At 37.0% G+C, this 15,694-nt stretch carries 9 protein-coding genes and 1 riboswitch; of the genes, 4 read left to right on the top strand and 5 right to left on the bottom strand.

What is annotated here, in order from left to right:
- Position 1 precedes the first annotated feature (1 nt).
- The 5 genes from thiE to thiS form a co-directional block, all read right to left on the bottom strand.
- Entirely contained in the window at positions 2-649 is a 648-nt protein-coding gene (thiE, locus tag MWU65_RS00160) for a thiamine phosphate synthase (protein ID WP_247074599.1), read from the bottom strand.
- Complete coding sequence (locus MWU65_RS00155; protein WP_247074598.1) at positions 642-1,406, bottom strand: hydroxymethylpyrimidine/phosphomethylpyrimidine kinase; 765 nt, start codon at positions 1,404-1,406, stop codon at positions 642-644. The genes thiE and MWU65_RS00155 overlap by 8 nt, the downstream gene beginning before the upstream one ends.
- Entirely contained in the window at positions 1,406-2,014 is a 609-nt protein-coding gene (locus MWU65_RS00150; RefSeq protein ID WP_247074597.1) for a thiamine phosphate synthase, read from the bottom strand. The genes MWU65_RS00155 and MWU65_RS00150 overlap by 1 nt, the downstream gene beginning before the upstream one ends.
- 271 nt (positions 2,015-2,285) lie before the next feature.
- Positions 2,286-4,145, bottom strand: a complete 1,860-nt coding sequence (gene thiC, locus MWU65_RS00145; protein WP_247074596.1) for a phosphomethylpyrimidine synthase ThiC — start codon at positions 4,143-4,145, stop codon at positions 2,286-2,288.
- 24 nt (positions 4,146-4,169) lie between these two features.
- Positions 4,170-4,373, bottom strand: a complete 204-nt coding sequence (gene thiS, locus MWU65_RS00140) for a sulfur carrier protein ThiS (RefSeq protein ID WP_247074595.1) — start codon at positions 4,371-4,373, stop codon at positions 4,170-4,172.
- Between the two features lie 110 nt (positions 4,374-4,483).
- A riboswitch (TPP riboswitch) is annotated at positions 4,484-4,577 on the bottom strand.
- An 87-nt stretch (positions 4,578-4,664) separates the two neighbouring features.
- Here thiS and queG point away from each other — a divergent pair.
- The 4 genes from queG to sprA are packed head-to-tail and all read left to right on the top strand — an operon-like array spanning position 4,665 to position 15,685.
- Positions 4,665-5,594 carry a tRNA epoxyqueuosine(34) reductase QueG gene (queG, locus tag MWU65_RS00135; protein ID WP_247075376.1) on the top strand — a complete coding sequence of 310 codons (930 nt, stop codon included), beginning with the start codon at positions 4,665-4,667 and terminating at the stop codon, positions 5,592-5,594.
- Positions 5,595-5,649: 55 nt separating this feature from the next.
- On the top strand, positions 5,650-7,944 hold the full coding sequence (locus MWU65_RS00130; RefSeq protein ID WP_247074594.1) for an NADP-dependent malic enzyme: 2,295 nt from the start codon (positions 5,650-5,652) through the stop codon (positions 7,942-7,944).
- Between the two features lie 29 nt (positions 7,945-7,973).
- Positions 7,974-8,555: a Holliday junction branch migration protein RuvA gene (gene ruvA, locus MWU65_RS00125; protein ID WP_247074593.1), complete on the top strand. Its 582-nt coding sequence runs from the start codon at positions 7,974-7,976 to the stop codon at positions 8,553-8,555.
- Between the two features lie 5 nt (positions 8,556-8,560).
- Entirely contained in the window at positions 8,561-15,685 is a 7,125-nt protein-coding gene (sprA, locus tag MWU65_RS00120) for a cell surface protein SprA (protein WP_247074592.1), read from the top strand.
- The last annotated feature ends 9 nt before the right edge of the window (positions 15,686-15,694 follow it).

Raw genomic sequence — 15,694 nt, 5'->3', positions numbered from 1 at the left:
TTTATTTTTTTTCAAATTGGTACACTTGCTCTTGCGTTGCCGGTGTATTTAAAATAGTATTTAAAGTCGCAATGGTGTTAAAGTTGCTTGTAATTACTCCAGAAGCTGCAATACCGTAAATTCCGGTTTTTAGTAAATCGGGTACTTCTGAGATTGTAATTCCACCTATTGCAATTATTGGAATGTTTGTTTTTAACTCATTTAAAAGGGCTCGGTAGCCTTCTAAGCCTATAATAGGACTTAGATTTGTTTTCGTTGTGGTAAATTGAAATGGCCCTAGACCAATATAGTTTACTCCTTTTTTTTGCAGGTTTTTACAATCTTCTAAAGTGTTAGCTGTACCACCAATACAATACAATTTACCTAGATATTCTCGTGCTTCTGTTGTGCAAGCATCGGTTTTTCCCAAATGAACACCGTCTGCTTTTACTTCTTTAGCAATTTTATAATAATCGTTTATAAGTAAACGTGTTTGATAACGGGCTGTTATTTCTCGCGCTTTTAAAGCAGTTTGCAAAATAGTGTTTTGGTCTACATCTTTTAAGCGTAGCTGAATCCAATCGGCACCAGAAGCACAAGCTTTTTGTATGTTTTCTAAGTGAATTTCGGGAGTTTCTCCTTGAGTTATATAGTGTAATTTGCTAATCATTATAGGTGTAATTATGTGTTCCTAAAAGAGATGTATTAGAATTTAAAAATTTCTCGGTGTACAGTTTGGCTAGTTTACAGGCATCTTCTAACCCTATATTTTTGGCGATATTAGATGCTAAAGCCGAAGATAAAACACAACCGCTACCATGTTTTTGATGTATTGATGCTGCACTTGGTGGAATATTTAGTTGTATTATTCTATTGTAGTAAACTTCATCCCAACCAGTTTTGTCTTTTCGGTGTCCGCCTTTTAAGTAAATATTTGTTTTTTCTGAAAGATAAGAAAGGGTCGCTTCAATATTTTTATCAGGAAATAATGCTTGGATCTCTTCGTAATTAGGTGTTATAAAATAGCAGCTGTTTAATACCTTAGAAAGTATTTTTTGGTTTGATGAAGCATGGAAATTAAAACCCGTACTCGCTTTTAAGATAGGATCTAGAATGATTTTAATTTTGGGATTTCCTCTTTTTAAAGTAGTCACAATATGGTGTAAACAACACCAGGATTTTACAACACCTATTTTTGCTACCGAAATGGTAAAGCGTTCAAACAATGTTTCTATTTGCGAAATAATAACTGCGCTTTCAATCCAAATACAATCTTTAAATGTATTGTCGTTTTGAATTGTTACCGCTGTACAAACCGATAAACCATAAAGATTATGAGCTTCAAATGTTTTGATATCTGAAGTGATTCCGGCACCACTTGAAGGATCGAAACCTGCAATACTTAATATATATGGTTTTTGTTGCATTATTTGCGTAGCTTTTGAAGTTGTTCTAAGGTGTTTTTTATTTTTAGAAACTCCTTAACGGGATCCTTTGCCTTCCATACGGCACCTAAAATACCAACGCCTTTATAGCCTAGTTTTAAAGTTTTTTCTAGGTTCTCTGATTCAATGCCACCCATTCCAATGATGAATTTATCTATGGCAGTTACATTAAAACCTTTGCCTTGGTATCCTTTTTTAGAGATCGAAGAAAACACTGGACTTAATAAATAATAGTCGAACTCAATTTCACAAATAGCTACATCATTAGGGTTATGAAAGGAGCTGCTCATTGTTTTGCCTGCCATTTGTAAGGTGTTAAAATAGCCATTGCCATTTTCTAAAGCGGCTAATCGTTTTTGTTCTTGAAAATGAATGCCTTTTAGATTGTAACTGTTTACTAATTCGTGAAAATAATGTACTACAATACGATTGTGGTATTGTACTTCTATTTGGTTTAGGTAAGCAAGGTGTTCTTCTAAATTTTTAAACGGTTTTCTAAAATGATAGTACTGTAAGCCAGCCTTAAATAAATGGTGAAGGGTGTCTATTTCATTAGGGATGTCTTGTTCTGGTGCTATAAGTACAATCATTTTATTTTTTTTTCAGTCAAAATGAATTTTATGATAGAAATGTGATCTATGTTTACCTAGTAGTTTTCCACACTATCTATTGTTCCTCAAAATCTATCGAATTGATATAAGTTTGTAGAGTTAGGGATTGCAGTGACATCCTTTTGCTGCTAGTTCTAGAAAATTTATGCCCTATAAAAAAATAATTCTTGATAAGAACAAGCAAAAGATAGAACGGAAAGCGCGCCTACGCCTTTGTCTTTATAAAAGGCGTAGGAACTTCCATAAGCTATTACAAGTACACTTCTGATCCTTTATCTTTAAATTCTTTGGATTTTTCTTCCATTCCTTTTGCAAAAACTTCGTCTCCTTTTATTTCATTAACAGCAGCAAAATCTCTGACTTCTTGAGAAATTTTCATGGAACAGAATTTGGGTCCGCACATGGAACAAAAATGAGCAATTTTAGCACCATCGGCAGGCAAGGTTTCATCGTGATACTCGCGTGCTAATTCAGGATCTAAGGCAAGATTAAATTGGTCTTCCCAGCGGAACTCGAATCTAGCTTTACTTAAAGCATCATCTCGATGTTGCGCGCTAGGATGGCCCTTGGCAAGGTCTGCTGCATGGGCGGCTAATTTATAGGTGATAACACCAGTGCGTACATCGTCTTTATTGGGTAAGCCAAGGTGTTCTTTTGGTGTAACATAGCACAACATAGCGCAACCAAACCAGCCAATCATAGCCGCGCCTATCCCTGAGGTAATATGGTCGTAACCAGGAGCAATATCTGTTGTTAGAGGACCTAGTGTGTAAAAAGGAGCTTCGTCGCAAACTTCTAATTGTTTGTCCATATTGGCTTTAATCATATGCATTGGAACGTGTCCAGGGCCTTCAATAAAAGTCTGTACATCGTGTTTCCAAGCAATTTTGGTAAGTTCGCCCAAGGTTTCGAGCTCCGCAAATTGTGCCTCGTCGTTGGCGTCGGCAATGCAACCAGGACGTAAACCATCTCCCAATGAAAAGGCAACGTCATAGGCCTTCATGATATCGCAGATCTCTTCAAAATGGGTGTATAAAAAACTTTCTTTATGGTGTGCTAAACACCATTTTGCCATAATAGAACCCCCACGAGAAACGATGCCTGTAATACGTTTTGCGGTCATGGGTACGTAGCGCAAACGAACACCCGCGTGTATGGTAAAGTAGTCTACACCTTGCTCTGCTTGCTCAATTAAGGTGTAACGGAAAATTTCCCAGGTTAAATCTTCTGCCACACCATTTACTTTTTCCAAGGCTTGGTATATTGGCACGGTACCAATGGGTACGGGTGAGTTGCGAACAATCCACTCGCGCGTTTCGTGAATATTTTGTCCGGTAGATAAATCCATAATATTGTCTGCTCCCCAACGGCAAGCCCAAACGGCTTTTTCTACTTCTTCTTCTATAGATGATGTGGTGGCAGAATTGCCAATATTGGCATTTATTTTAACCAAGAAGTTACGACCTAAAATCATAGGCTCTGCCTCTGGGTGATTTATGTTACTGGGTAAAACGGCACGTCCACGAGCAATCTCGTCTCTAACAAATTCGGCTGTAATTTTAGCTGGTATGCTTGCGCCAAAACTTTGACCAGCGTGTTGTTTAGATAAGCGTGTAATTTCATCTATACGTTGGTTTTCTCGAATAGCAACATATTCCATTTCTGGAGTAATTATACCCTTTTTTGCGTAATGCATTTGTGATACATTTTCACCTTTTTTAGCACGCATTGGTTTTTTTAATTGTGTAAAACGTAAGTGATCTAAACGCTTATCGTTTAAGCGTTGGTTGCAGTATTCAGAAGAAAAATTATCTAGCTGCTCTACATTGGCACGGTCTAGAATCCATTGCTCGCGTATGCGTTCTATACCACTATGTACATTAACTTCTTTGTTTGGATCTGTATATGGTCCGGAGGTATCGTAAATTGTTACAGGCTCATTAGGTATTCGCTTTTTGGTAAGCGAGTCTATGGTATCGCTTAAAGCAATCTCGCGCATAGCTACCTTAATCTCCGGAAACAATTTGCCAGATACATATACTTTTTTAGAGTTAGGAAATGGATGTCTTGTAATGCCGTTTTGTTTGGGTGCGGTGTCTTTTTTTTTCATAATAAGTCTTTTCATGGTTTTAGGTTACCCTCCTTGAGCAGGTTGTATTAGTAATACATTGTCTTTGGGTTGTAAGAAGGTAGCGCTCCAAATTGTTTTAGGTATTACAGCATTGTTAATAGCAATGGCAATAGCAGGGGAGCTTAAATTTAGAGTCTGTACTAATTGTAACACATTGGTTTCTCTAGAAACTTGGTGTTGCTTGTTATTTACGTTTATGGGTATCATAGCGATACATTTTAAGTGCTAGGTTATAGCGTTAAAAAACCAATTAAATCGTAAACTGTGAGTGAAAATGCGTTTCCGGAAACGGAAAAGCATTAAAAGATCGAAATCATAAAAAGAATTCAACTTTTCCCTTCGGCTGTACTAACAGCATCAGGTTCAAAGGGTATTTCTCAGTTCTTAAAAAGAACACCCCTAAAGTTTACATAACAAATGTAAGTTCTATTTTTTAACTAGCAATAGCTATGCGAAATAATTTTTTGCTTATCTGTAAACCACTAACTTTGCTTTGTGATGCTACCTATTGTAAATAAAGAAAAAACAACAGCTTTAATAAAAGAAGAAGCCAAACGCCTCGGTTTTTTGTCTTGCGGTATATCCAAAGCGGCTTTTTTGGAAGAAGAAGCACCGCGACTAGAAAATTGGCTCAACAAGAATATGAATGGCCAAATGTCTTATATGGAAAACCATTTTGACAAACGTTTAGATCCAACAAAATTAGTGGAAGGTTCTAAGTCGGTGATTTCATTATTGCTCAATTACTTCCCTGAAGAGTCACAAGGCGAGGATGCCTTAAAGATTTCTAAATATGCATACGGACAAGACTACCATCATATCATAAAATCAAAGTTACGAGAGTTGCAAGAGTTTATGACAGCTACTATTGGCGAAGTAGGGGGTAGAGCGTTTGTAGATTCTGCCCCGGTACTGGATAAAGCTTGGGCTGCAAAGTCGGGTTTGGGGTGGATTGGGAAACACAGTAATTTACTGACACAAAAAGTTGGTTCGTTTTATTTTATAGCCGAACTTATTGTAGATATAGATTTGGCTTATGATACTCCAGTTACAGACCATTGTGGTAGCTGTACCGCTTGTATAGACGCTTGCCCAACGCAAGCCATTGTGGAACCTTATGTGGTAGATGGTAGTAAGTGTATTTCGTATTTTACCATTGAATTAAAAAATGAAATTCCTACAGATGTTAAGGGTCAGTTTGATGATTGGGTTTTTGGATGCGATGTTTGTCAGGATGTTTGCCCTTGGAATAAGTTTTCTAAACCGCATAGCGAACCTTTGTTTAATCCACATCCAGATTTACTGTCAATGACTAAAAAAGATTGGGAAGAAATAACCGAAGATGTTTTTAGAAAGGTTTTTCAAAAATCAGCAGTGAAACGAACAAAATTCTCTGGATTGCAGCGCAACATAAAATTTTTAAAATAATAGTATCTATTAATTGGCGGGATACTCGTAAATTTACATCTAAAATTTCCAAACAATGAGCAACGAGAAGAATAGAAGAGAGGCTTTAATTTATCATGCAAAACCGCAACCTGGTAAAATTAAAATTGTTCCAACAAAGCCTTATGCGACGCAAAGAGATTTGGCATTGGCGTATTCTCCAGGTGTAGCAGAACCTTGTTTGGAAATATTTAAAGATAAAGAAAATGCATACAAATATACAGCTAAGGGTAATTTAGTAGCGATAATTACCAATGGTACGGCAGTGTTAGGATTAGGAGATATTGGGCCGGAAGCTTCTAAGCCAGTAATGGAAGGAAAAGCATTGTTATTTAAAATATTTTCTGATATAGATGGTGTAGATATTGAAATAGATACCAAAGACGTAGATAAATTTGTAGAGACGGTTAAAATGATAGCGCCTACTTTTGGCGGTATCAATTTAGAAGATATTAGTGCGCCAGCAGCATTTGAAATAGAGCGAAGGTTAAAAGAAGAATTGGATATTCCTGTGATGCATGACGATCAGCACGGTACTGCAATTATTTCGGCTGCTGCTTTGTTAAATGCCTTAGAGATTTCGGGTAAAAAAATTGATGACGTACGTATTGTAGTAAGTGGAGCGGGAGCCGCAGCAGTTTCCTGTACCCGATTGTATAAAGCTTTTGGGGCCAAGGATAAGAATATTGTAATGCTAGATAGTAAGGGGGTTATTCGTTCTGATAGGGAGGGACTTTCCAAAGAAAAGTTAGAATTTGCTTCCGATAGAAAGATAGATACCTTAGAAGAGGCTATGGTAGATGCTGATGTATTTGTAGGCCTTTCGATTGCAAATATTGTATCTCCAGAGATGTTAGTTTCTATGGCTAAAAAGCCAATTGTTTTTGCTATGGCCAATCCAAATCCAGAAATAGAATACGATATCGCTATTGCAACTCGGAAAGATATTATTATGGCTACAGGAAGATCTGATCATCCTAACCAAGTGAATAATGTTTTAGGCTTTCCTTTTATTTTTAGAGGAGCTTTAGATGTAAGAGCAACTGGTATTAACGAAGCAATGAAAATGGCCGCAGTTAAGGCGTTAGCTAAATTAGCCAAAGAGCCAGTGCCAGAGCAAGTAAATATTGCCTACGGAGAAACACGCTTAACCTTTGGGCAAGATTATATCATTCCAAAACCCTTTGATCCTAGGTTGATCTCTGAAATTCCATTAGCCGTTGCCAAAGCAGCGATGGACAGTGGAATAGCGAAGCAGCCTATTGAAGATTGGGAAAAGTATAAGGAAGAATTAATTAGAAGATCAGGAAACGATAATAAATTAGTTCGCTTGCTTCACAACAGGGCAAAGGTGAATCCTAAAAAAATTGTATTTGCAGAAGCAGATCAATTAGATGTTCTAAAAGCGGCTCAAATAGCATTGGAAGAAGGGATTGCAGAACCTATCCTTTTGGGAAATAAAGAAACTATTTTAGAATTAAAAAAAGAATTAGAATTTGATAATGACGTACTTATTGTAGATCCAAAGTCGATCGAATTTAAGGATAAAAAGGATGCATACGCACGTACTTTTTGGGAAAACAGAAAGCGAAAAGGGGTTACGCTTTACAATGCAAAATCCAAAATGCGAGAACGTAATTATTTTGGAGCAATGATGGTTTTAGAGGGAGATGCTGATGGTATGATCTCTGGTTATTCACGGTCTTACCCTACAGTTGTAAAGCCAGTTTTTGAGGTAATAGGACGGTCTGCCAATGTGCAAAAAGTAGCTACCGTTAATATAATGGTAACCGATAGAGGACCTTTGTTTGTTGCAGATACTTCTATTAACATAAACCCCAATGCAGAAGAATTAGCAGAGATTGCTTTAATGACAGCAAATGTGGCAAGAACCTTTGGTTTTGAACCTGTTATCGCAATGACTTCCTATGCCAACTTTGGGTCGTCTAGTGATCCTAGTGCAGTGAAAGTTAGAAAAGCAGTTGAACTATTGCATACAAACAATCCAGAATTAATTGTAGATGGTGAAATTCAAATGGATTTTGCATTAAATAAAGAATTGTTGCAAAGTCAGTTTCCATTTTCAAAATTGGCGGGTAAAAATGTAAATACTTTTATTTTTCCAAATTTAGAATCAGCAAATATCACCTATAAACTTTTGAAAGAATTGAATAATGCAGATTCTATAGGTCCCATTATGTTAGGGCTTCGTAAATCAGTCCATATATTGCAATTAGGAGCCGATGTAGATGAAATGGTAAATATGACTGCAGTGGCTGTAATTGACGCTCAAGAAAGAGAAAAAAGGAGAAAGGCAAAAAGCGCACAATAGTACACAATTAATAAGACCATCAACAAATTATGATTACGCATTTAAAGGGAAAGTTAGTAGAGAAAAATCCAACATTTTTGGTGGTAGAATGTAATGGTGTTGGGTATTTTGTAAATGTTTCACTGCATACCTTTTCAAAAATAACAGAGGATGAAAATATTCAACTCTACACACATTTACAAGTAAAGGAAGATTCGCAAACTTTGTTTGGGTTTGCTGAAAAATCAGAACGGGAGATATTTCGTTTGTTAATTTCTGTTTCGGGAATTGGCTCTAGTATTGCACGGACCATGTTATCCTCACTTTCTCCGGCCCAAGTAAGAGATGCAATTGCTACAGGAGATGTGGCAACCATTCAATCTGTAAAAGGAATTGGGGCAAAAACAGCTCAAAGGGTTATCTTGGATTTAAAAGACAAGGTTTTAAAAATATACGATATTGATGAAGTTTCTACTTCTCAAAACAATACTAATAAAGAAGAAGCGTTATCTGCATTAGAGGTTCTTGGTTTTGTGCGGAAACAAGCAGAAAAAACTGTTGACAAAGTAGTTGGTCAAGACTCAACATTAAGCGTTGAAAACATCATAAAGTTGGCGCTGAAAAATCTGTAACAAGTTTGAAAAAAGGGGCAAATACAATTCTTAATTCTCTAGTTAAGTTTCTAATTTTATGTATACTGTTTTTAAGTGCAACACATACTTCTACTGCACAAGAAACTGGTGAGCAAGAAACGGACTCAACAAATATGGGGGTAGCTATTGGAAAAATAGTATTACCAAACCCAAGTAGCATTATTTCTAAATATACCTACGACCCTAAGATTGATAAGTACGTGTACACAGAAAGCATTGGTGACTTCAATATAAATTACCCCATTTATCTATCGCCAAAAGAATATTTAGAATTGGTTCGCAAAGAGGGAATGAAAACTTATTTTAAGGAAAAAGCAGATGCTTTTTCTGGGAAAAAAGCAGGGAGTGAAGAGGCCCGTAAAAATTTACTTCCTAATTTTTACGTCAATAATAATTTTTTCCAATCTATTTTCGGTGGCAATAGTATAGAAGTAATACCTACGGGATCTGTTTCAATGGATTTAGGTGTTATTTGGCAAAAAAACGACAATCCTTCCTTGTCTCCAAGACAACGTACAAACATGTCTTTTGATTTTGATCAGCAGATACAATTAAGTATGCTGGGTCAAATTGGAGAACGGTTAAAAGTTAGTGCAGATTACAATACGGAGGCCACCCTGGATTTTCAGAATTTAGTAAAATTAGAATACACGCCAACGGAAGATGATATTCTTCAGAAAATAGAGGTGGGTAATGTGAGTATGCCGCTAAATAGTTCTTTAATTACGGGGGCCCAAAGTTTGTTTGGTGTAAAAACGCAATTACAGTTTGGGAAAACCAAGGTTACTGCTGTGTTGTCCGAACAGCGATCGCAAAACAATACGGTGGTTGCACAAGGTGGTGGAACCGTTGAGGAATTTTCATTTTCGGCCTTGGATTACGATGAAGACAAGCACTTCTTTTTAGCCCAGTATTTCAGAGATAATTACGATATAGCATTAGAAAACTACCCATATATACGGAGTCAGGTACAAATTACAAGATTAGAAGTTTGGGTGACCAATAGGCGTCAAGAAACTTTAAACGTAAGAAATGTTGTAGCTATCCAAGATTTAGGAGAAGTAAATGCCAATCAAACAAGGATTGGTGAAAATGGTGGTGCGCCGGCAGGCTTTTTTAATGTTTCAGGGGCAGGAAACTTACCGTTGAACAATGCCAATGATTACGATCCCGCTCTTATTGGTAGTGGAGGTGCCTTAACAACACAAATTCGAGATATTGCAACCGTACAAGCGGGTTTTAATGTTCCTGGGTATCAGCCAAACCAAGGGTTTGATTATGCCATTTTAGAAAACGCAAGAAAATTAGATTACGGAAAAAGAGAATATGAATACCACCCTCAATTGGGGTATATATCCTTAAGCCAACGGTTAAGTAATGATGAGGTTTTAGCAGTGGCTTTTCAATTTACCTACCAAGGGGATGTTTACCAAGTAGGTGAATTTGCAAATGGCGGATTGGATGCAACATCGGTATCACCGGGGGTAACTCCAATAGTAGAAAATAACACCTTGGTATTAAAGTTGCTAAAAAGTAATATTACCGCAGTGCAAGATCCTATTTGGGATCTTATGATGAAAAATATTTACAGCACTGGTGGGTACCAATTAAGTCAAGAAGATTTTAGATTAAACATACTTTATACAGATCCTACGCCTCGGAATTATATTACCCCGGTAGCTGAAGGTCCTGGTTCTGGATGGCCAACAACACCTGAGCCTTTGCAGGAACGTATTTTACTAGATGTCTTTAATTTTGATCGATTAAATGCATACAACGACATTCAACCTGGGGGTGATGGTTTTTTTGATTATGTAGATGGAATAACAATAGACTCTCAAAATGCACATATTATTTTTACAAAGACAGAGCCTTTTGGGGAGTATTTGTTTGAGAAATTAGGAGGAGGAATTTACGATCTAGACAATGATCAAGGCTATAATGTAAACCAGCAGAAATACGTATACAGAAATATGTATTCCCGTACAAAGTCGGCTGCCTTAGAAGATGCAGATAAGAATAAGTTTTTAATAAAAGGTACTTATAAATCACAGGGAATTAGTGGTATTCCAATTGGAGCCTTTAATGCAACTCAGGGTTCTGTACGTGTAACCGCTGGCGGAAGACAGTTGCAAGAAGGTATAGATTATACGGTAAATTATGCAGCGGGTACGGTGCAAATTTTAGATCCTAATTTAGAGGCTTCTAATGTTCCAATAAATATTTCTGTAGAGGACAATGCCGTTTTTGGGCAGCAGACTAGGAGGTTTACAGGTGTAAATGTAGAACACCAGTTTACAGAGAAGTTTGTTTTGGGAGGTACATTTATTAATTTAAACGAGCGTCCTTTAACACAGAAATCAAATTACGGAGTAGAGCCAGTAAACAATACCATGTTTGGTTTTAATGGTAACTTTTCAACCGAAATACCTTTTTTAACACGGTTGGTGAATAAATTACCCAATATTGATACTGATGTACCTTCCAATTTGTCGGTACGTGGGGAGGTGGCAGTATTAAGTCCCAATTCGCCCAAACATGCAAATTTTGAAGGGGAAACCACAACCTATATCGATGATTTTGAAGGAGCACAGTCTCTGATAGACATTAGGTCTTCTTTGGGGTGGTCATTAGCGAGTACGCCTATCGAATTTGGAGCTGGAAGCGGACAACTTTATGGGAGCTCTCCAGATGACCCTGCCAATATGCAAAATGGATACGGAAGGGCAAAAGTGGCTTGGTATTCTATTGATAGGGCATTTTACTCCAATCAAAGACCCTCAGGGATTAACGACAATGACATCTCTTTAAATGCTACTAGGAGAATTTTTATCGATGAGGTTTTTCCTAAAATAGAGATTGCACAAGGACAATCCACAACCCAAGGAACATTAGATGTTGCCTATTACCCTAATGTGAAAGGTCCGTATAACAATAGTCCAAGTTTTGATACAACCCAACCTGAAGATAAATGGGCTGGAATTATGCGTCCAATGAGCAGTACAAATTTTGAGCAATCCAATGTAGAGTTTGTGCAATTTTGGGTGCTAGATCCTTATGTAGACGGAGAAACAACAAGCCCTGGAGAACTGGTTTTTAATATTGGTAATATCTCTGAAGACATTCTAAAAGACGGTAAAAAACAATATGAAAATGGATTACCAGGTGTTAATAGTAATGACTTAACCTCAGACACATCTTGGGGCTTAGTGCCTGCTACACAATCGTTAGTCTATGCCTTTGATGCAGATACATCCAATAGGTCTTTGCAAGATTTAGGATATGATGGTTTAAGTGATGCGGATGAAGCAGTGGTTTATAACAATAACCCATTAAGTGATCCGGCCTTAGATAATTATGAATATTACTTAAGTAAGGAAGGTAGTATATTAGAACGTTATTTAAATTACAACAACCCACAGGGTAATTCTCCTGTAGAAGTTAATAATACCAATAGAGGTTCTACCACCTTGCCTGATGTTGAAGATATAGACAGGGATTTAACCATGAATACGGTTAATAGTTATTTTGAATACAGAATTCCAATTAAGGCAGGTACTACAATAAATGATAAGTATGTTACGGATATCAAAGACGGCCAAACGCCGACCTTGCCTAATGGTACAATATTAAATAGAAGATGGATACAGTATAAAATACCATTAAGCGATTTTACAGATGCTGTGGGTGGAATTGCAGATTTCAGGTCAATTAGTTTTATGCGGATGTATTTAACAGGTTTTACCGACGATGTTGTAATGCGTTTTGCAACCTTAGATTTGGTAAGTGGCGATTGGCGTGCATATTCAAAATCTTTAGAGCCAGATGTAGATAATAACCCGGCAGATGACGGTACCTTGGTAGATGTAGCAACTGTAAATATTGAAGAAAACAATACCCGTTCTCCAATTATATATGATTTGCCACCGGGCTTAGAACGAGAGCAACTCAATAATAACAATACCATTGTTCAACAAAATGAACAATCCCTTTCTTTTCAGATTGAAAACTTACAATCTGAAGATTCTAGAGGTGTTTTTAAAAATATAAATATAGATATTAGGCAATATGAGCGTTTAAAAATGTTTATACATGCCGAAGAAATTGCAGAATCAGATTTTCCTGATGGTGATATGCCATTGGTTGGTTTCTTGCGTATAGGTACAGATTTTTCACAAAATTTCTATCAGATTGAAGTGCCCTTGGAATTTACGGCACACGGTGAGAGAGACCGCGAAAGAATATGGCCAGAAAATAATGAGTTGGTTATTAACTTGGCAGATTTAAACAAAATAAAATCGTACGGTATTGCTGGGCAGACCTTGAATCAGGTGAATTATTATGAAATTATAGACGGGGAAGTAGTGTCTGTAAATGAGTTTGATGTTCGTACGCCTGGGGTTATGCGTATAGGGTTAAGGGGAAACCCTTCTTTGGGGAGTATCCGCAGTATGATGGTTGGTGTTAAAAATACAAGTGCATTTCCAGCACGAGGAGAGGTATGGTTTAATGAGCTGCGTTTGGCTGGTCTCGATAATAATGGTGGTTGGGCGGCAGTGGCAGCCATGGATGTTAATTTTGCTGATTTTGCCGATGTATCCCTTACAGGAAATAGAAGTACCTCAGGTTTTGGAGCTATAGATCAAATGCCAAATGAACGTGCTCGTGAGGATGTAATGTCTTATGATGCCGTTACCAATGTAAATTTAGGGCAATTACTACCGAAGAAATTGGGCATACAATTGCCCTTCAATTACGGAATATCGGAGCAATTGGTGACCCCAGAATTTGACCCTGTTTATGACGATTTAAAATTGGAAGACAGGATTGCGGCAGCTGCAACTCCTGAAGACGCTAAAATTATAGAAGAGCAAGCAGAAGACTACACCAAAAGAACCTCTGTTAATTTTATAGGGGTGCGTAAAAATAGAAGCGAAGAAGCAGAGGCTAATTTCTATGATATTGAAAACTTTACGTTTAATTATTCGTACAATGAGATAAACCATAGGGATTTTGAAATTGCAAAATTGCGAGACCAAAATCTAACTGCAGGCTTATCTTATGCGCATAATTTTGAAGCCGTGGAAATAGCTCCTTTGGCAAAGAAAGATTCCTTGTTTAATGGGAAATACTGGCAATGGTTAAAGGATTTTAATTTTAACCTATTGCCGACAAGTATTGCGGTAAACTCAAATTTTAACCGTCAGTTTAACCAACAACGCTTCCGGGATGTTTTGGAGCTTGGCGTAGATGCCTTAGAATTACCAGAATTGCAGCAGCGCAATTATATGTTTAATTGGCAGTACAATCTAAATTATAATTTAACCAAATCATTGCGTTTTAATATTACCGCATCAAATAATAATATCATTCGGAATTATTTTAATGAAGAAGGGAATCCAGATTCTGGCATAGATGATATGATGAATATCTGGGATGGATTTTTTGATATTGGCGAACCCAACAGACATGCACAACAATTTGAGCTAAATTACGAGTTGCCCTTTAATAAGATACCAGTTTTAGATTTTGTAAATGCACAATACACGTATACTAGTAATTTTGATTGGCAACGTGGGGGAGATGCCTTACGAGAAGTGGCAGGTGAAAATATAAATAGTATTCAAAATGCCAGCACCCATACCATTGCTGCGAATCTTACTATGCAAAAACTGTATGATTTGGTTGGATTTAAAAAATCCAATGGAAAAGCAACAGTTAATAATAACGCAGGAAAGGCTGGGGATACCCCAAAGGCTAAAAACGGTGGTTTTGGTAAAGTTGCCAAAGATGTAATTACCATGGTGAAACGTATAAACTTTAATTATACGGAAACTAGAGGAAAGCAATTGCCAGGTTATACACGCTCTATTGGTTTTATAGGTACAACAAAGCCAAGTTTAGGGTTTGTTTTTGGTAGCCAAGCAGATGTGCGATTTGATGCTGCTAAAAGAGGTTGGTTAACCTCGTTTTCAGAGTTCAACGAACAATATGTACAAGAAGTCAATAGGCAGTTAGATGTAACAGCAGTTGCAGAACCTATTCGTGACTTAACAATAGATCTCTCTGCCAATAGAAATCTTTCGGATCGGTACCAAGAGAATTTTGCGGTGAACGATTTAGGTAGTGGAGAATACGAATATGAAAATTTATTAGGGAATCATTACGGGAATTTTAGCATTTCTACGATTATGATTGGTACCGTATTTAATAAGAGCGATGAGTTTGAGTCTATCAACTTTGAAAATTTTAAAGCGAATCGATTAACGATAGCGAATAGGTTGGTTGGTTCTGGTGGTACACTAGACGCAGATGGCTTTCCGGAAAGATATAGTAAAACAAGTCAAGATGTATTGTTACCGGCATTTGTAGCAGCTTATACAGGTCAAGATGCATCTAAAGTAAAATTGGGTGCTTTTAGAAATGTACCCATTCCCAATTGGCGTTTAAAATATACGGGACTTATGCGCAACCAGTGGTTTAAAGATAAATTTAAGCGTTTTTCTGTAAGTCATGGGTATAGAGCGTCTTATAGCATTAACTCTTTTCAAACCAATCTGGAACGAGAAAATAATGTGGTGGACCCAGAAACTCAAGATTTCTTACCAGAAAATATAATGGCTAATGTTGTGTTGGCAGACCAGTTTAATCCGTTGATGCGAGTAGATTTTGAAATGAAAAATTCTATGAGTATTGTTGCCGAAGTGCAAACAATGAGAGCGCTAACCATGAGCTTTGACAATAACCTTTTAACCGAACTTAATAGTAAGGATTACACCTTAGGATTGGGGTATCGCTTTAAAGATGTAAATTTTGTGACCAATATAGGAGGTGAAAAGCACAGGTTTAAGGGCGACTTAAATCTAAAGTTAGACGGAACGCTAAAGGATAATATTACCATTATTAGAAATTTAGAGCTAGATAACAACCAAATTACATCGGGGCAAAATGTATTTTCAATGAAATTTGGTGCAGACTATGCGCTTAGTGAAGCCTTAAATGTTGCCTTCTTCTACGATCATTCGTTTTCAAAATTTGCTGTTTCTACGGCATTTCCTCAAACTACAATAAACGCAGGATTTACCTTAAGGTATAATTTCGGCAATTAAATTGGACTA

Origin of the sequence: Cellulophaga sp. F20128 (assembly GCF_023015805.1) — a bacterium.
In the GTDB taxonomy this organism is placed as follows: Bacteria; Bacteroidota; Bacteroidia; order Flavobacteriales; family Flavobacteriaceae; genus Cellulophaga.
This window is presented reverse-complemented; position numbering and strand designations above follow the sequence as displayed.

Coding starts and splice junctions, on each gene's coding strand:
- MWU65_RS00155 (WP_247074598.1), bottom strand. CDS start 1,406: ATGCAACAAAAACCATATATATTAAGTATTGCAGGTTTCGATCCTTCA.
- thiC (WP_247074596.1), bottom strand. CDS start 4,145: ATGAAAAAAAAAGACACCGCACCCAAACAAAACGGCATTACAAGACAT.
- MWU65_RS00130 (WP_247074594.1), top strand. CDS start 5,650: ATGAGCAACGAGAAGAATAGAAGAGAGGCTTTAATTTATCATGCAAAA.
- queG (WP_247075376.1), top strand. CDS start 4,665: ATGCTACCTATTGTAAATAAAGAAAAAACAACAGCTTTAATAAAAGAA.
- thiE (WP_247074599.1), bottom strand. CDS start 649: ATGATTAGCAAATTACACTATATAACTCAAGGAGAAACTCCCGAAATT.
- ruvA (WP_247074593.1), top strand. CDS start 7,974: ATGATTACGCATTTAAAGGGAAAGTTAGTAGAGAAAAATCCAACATTT.
- MWU65_RS00150 (WP_247074597.1), bottom strand. CDS start 2,014: ATGATTGTACTTATAGCACCAGAACAAGACATCCCTAATGAAATAGAC.
- thiS (WP_247074595.1), bottom strand. CDS start 4,373: ATGATACCCATAAACGTAAATAACAAGCAACACCAAGTTTCTAGAGAA.